Here is a 1,227-nt window from a genome sequence, read left to right as displayed (position 1 = left end):
CCAGCACGGCAGCTACCGCCGCGACTCCGGCTGGGACGAATGGGCCGGCGACCCGCGCTATGCCAACGAACATTGGCGGATGGACCAGATTTTCGCCCGCGCCCGGGCCCTGTCCTGACGCCGCTTCCCCGAACTGGAAATTCAAAGATGACCGAGCACCGTCCGTCCACCCTGTCGCGCCGCCGCCTGCTGAGCGGAGCCGGCAAAGCCGCCGCCGCCGGACTGCTGGCCCCCGCCCTGGCGGCCCCGCTGCTGTCCCGCCCGGCCTTCGCCGCCACCACTGCCACCGGTGCCGCTGGCGGCATCCTCAAGGTCGGCGACCAGCGGTCCACCATCCGCTCGCTGCTGGAGGCCTCCGGCCAGTTGAAGGACGTCCCCTACACGCTGGAATTCGCCGATTTCCCGGCCGCGGCGCCGGTGCTGGAGGCGCTGAACGCCGGCGCCATCGATGCGGGCTTCGCCGGCGATGCCGCCCATGCCTTCGCCCTGTCCAACGGGCTGCCGGCCAGGATCATCTCCGCCGCCCGCTCCGATCCCGGCTGCATCGGCCTGCTGGTGCGCAAGGACTCGCCCATCCGCACCGTGGCCGACCTGAAGGGGCGGACGATCACCGCGGTGCGCGGCTCCATCGGCCATTATCTGGTGGTCGCCGCGCTGAAGGCGAACGGCCTGTCGGTGAACGACGTCACGCTGGCCTTCCTGCAACCGACCGAAGCGAAATCGGCCTTTTCCAGCGGCACGGTAGACGCCTGGGCGATCTGGACGCTCTATGTCGCGCAGGAGGTGGTGGCCGGCACCGGCAGGGTCCTGGTCGATGGCCGCGGCCTGCTGAACAACAACGCCTTCATCAGCGCCACCGACGTCGCCATCGCGCAGAAGCGCCCGCTGTTGCAGGACTATGTCGCCCGCGTCGCCGCTGCCCGCATCTGGGCGCTTGGCAATGTCGAGCAGTATGCACGCATCTGGGGCGTTCTGGTGAAGGTGACGCCGGAAATCGCCGTCGCCGCCTTCAAGCTGGAGCGTTTCCGTCCGGTGGCGGTGGACGACGGCATTATCGCCGACCTGCAAACCACCGCCGACTTCTACACCGGCATCGGCGTGATCCAGAAGCCCTTCACCGCGGCGGCCCATGCCGACCGCAGCTTCGCCCTCGACGCGGGCCTGCTAGCGCAATCGGCCCGCGCCGGCTGACCCCCGCGCCCGCCCTTTCCTTTATCAGACCGCTTT

The 1,227-nt window shown here is 69.6% G+C and carries 1 protein-coding gene; it reads left to right on the top strand.

The annotated features are described in order from the left end of the window. The first annotated feature begins 147 nt into the window (after nucleotides 1-147). The gene (locus tag VH569_RS35225) at nucleotides 148-1,191 is read left to right on the top strand and encodes an ABC transporter substrate-binding protein (protein ID WP_423321926.1); all 1,044 of its coding nucleotides are present in this window, start codon (nucleotides 148-150) and stop codon (nucleotides 1,189-1,191) included. Nucleotides 1,192-1,227 lie beyond the last annotated feature (36 nt).

The sequence above is a fragment of the Azospirillum sp. 11R-A genome, from assembly GCF_049472615.1.
Lineage (GTDB): Bacteria > Pseudomonadota > Alphaproteobacteria > Azospirillales > Azospirillaceae > Azospirillum > Azospirillum palustre.
The sequence above is the reverse complement of the archived record's forward strand: the minus strand, read 5'-3'. Positions and strand labels throughout refer to the sequence as shown.